The organism is Kitasatospora sp. NPDC007106 (genome assembly GCF_040634455.1).
In the GTDB taxonomy this organism is placed as follows: domain Bacteria; phylum Actinomycetota; class Actinomycetes; order Streptomycetales; family Streptomycetaceae; genus Kitasatospora; species Kitasatospora arboriphila.
In genome coordinates, this window is sequence record NZ_JBEYFP010001175.1 from 1 (window position 1) to 1,521 (window position 1,521).

3 protein-coding genes are annotated in these 1,521 nt (G+C 73.2%); all 3 read right to left on the reverse strand.

Annotation, left to right across the window (positions count from 1 at the left end; all coding sequences use genetic code 11):
• Window positions 1-345: STAS domain-containing protein (locus tag ABZ641_RS36880; RefSeq protein ID WP_359988929.1), on the reverse strand; the 345-nt coding region annotated here is incomplete at its 3' end.
• Between the two features lie 447 nt (window positions 346-792).
• Entirely contained in the window at window positions 793-1,065 is a 273-nt protein-coding gene (locus tag ABZ641_RS36885) for a hypothetical protein (RefSeq protein WP_359988931.1), read from the reverse strand.
• Between the two features lie 44 nt (window positions 1,066-1,109).
• Window positions 1,110-1,490 (reverse strand): helix-turn-helix domain-containing protein, encoded by a 381-nt coding sequence (locus tag ABZ641_RS36890; RefSeq protein ID WP_359988933.1) that lies wholly within the window; start codon window positions 1,488-1,490, stop codon window positions 1,110-1,112.
• Between the last annotated feature and the right edge of the window lie 31 nt (window positions 1,491-1,521).

Below are 1,521 nucleotides of genomic sequence, written 5' to 3' on the forward strand. Positions count from 1 at the left end.
CTCGCGGTGCCGGGCGGCTTCCTCGGCGGTGGCGTAGACGGGGAACAGCTCTGCGGTGTCGGTGAGTTCCAGGACCCGGCGTGCCCCGGTGCTGGGTGCGACCAGGACGGTGGGCACCGTGCGGTCGGCGGCCGCGGTCCTGGCCCGCAGCAGGGTGTTGAGCCCGCCGGAGGCGAGCAGTTCGATGCCGCTCAGGTCGACCGCGAGGACGTCCGGGAGTTCGGCGAGTGCCGCGTCGAGGGCGTGCTGTGCCTGGTCGGCGGTGCCCTGGTGAAGGTCGCCGGCGAGAACGCACACCACGGCCCGGCCGATGCGCCTGGTACTGGTCTTCAGCTCGCTCGACACGTCTGCATCCCTTCCCGGGGGAGCGGCGTGTTCGGGCGGTGGCCGTTCAGGGCGGCCCCGATGCTGCCGCAGAGGGCGAAGAGGTGGTCGGCGCCGGTGATCTCCAGCAGCCGTCGGACCCGGCGGTGGGGCTGCGGCGAGCGCGTTCTCCGGGGCGGCGGTCCTGGTCGATCTCGCCGTCGAGATGGAGGACGCGCGTGCCGGGCCGGGGGCGTCCGTGACGGTGGTCAGCAGCAGGGGCGTGGCGCCGCGGTGGGCGGGGGAGGGCGGTGGGAGGTGTCGGGTGGTCATGGGCGCGCTCCCTTCCGGGCGGAGCAGCTGACATGTCCGGCTTCGTGCGGGCGAGGATCCGGCCTGCTCGGTGGTCGGTTGCCGGCGGAGCGGGCGGCCCGGGGCCGGGCCGTTCGGTTCGGGCGGGGGTGTACGGCCGGGGCATTGGCGGCCGGATCATCCCCACCGTCTGGTGATGCCGTCGTGGGGGCTGCGCTCCCTTTCCCCGGTGCGGGCCGAGGCCCGGTCGAGTTCGAGTAGGAGGTTCAGGGCGGTGGCGGCCGCGGCGGCGGCCGGTATGGCGGCGCCGAGGGCGTCGTACGCGCCCTTGTGGTCGCCGTTGTTCCAGTGGTCCACTGCGGCGCAGGCCAGGCGCTTCAGCTCGGCGAGTTTGGTGGCGGCCGCGGCCGGCAGGGTGTCGTCGCCGTTGAGGGTGTCGGTGTCGGTCATCGGTGTCCTCCCTGCGTGGCGCGGGATCCGTTCGGTGGGCCGGATCAGTAGTCCCTGTCGCGGTCGTGCCTGTGGCCGTGCCGGTCGTCGGGACGGCCGTCGGGTGTGCCGTCGGTGCCGGTGGGCGGTGAGAGGTCGGCGAACATCTCCAGGAAGCCGGAGATCTCGTGCTGGGCCTCGGCGGGGTGGCGGAAGTGCGTGTGGCGGGCGACGCGGTAGTGGTTGCGGCGGCCGTGCCGGGTGCGGGTGAGGTAGCCGGCGCTCTCCAGGTCGGTGATGACCGCCTGTACGGCCCGTTCCGTCAGTCCGCACGCGGCGGCGAGATCCCGTACGCGCACCTGCGGGTCGCGCGAGATCATCAGCAGCACCCGGGCGTGCTGGGTCAGGAACGTCCAGCTCGTGCGGGGCTCGTGCTCGTCCGCCACAAAACAAGTATGAACCCGAATGCCGGTTTTG

Bases quoted from the DNA above. Each gene is read 5' to 3' on its own strand.
- ABZ641_RS36885 (WP_359988931.1), bottom strand. From the start codon at position 1,065: ATGACCGACACCGACACCCTCAACGGCGACGACACCCTGCCGGCCGCG.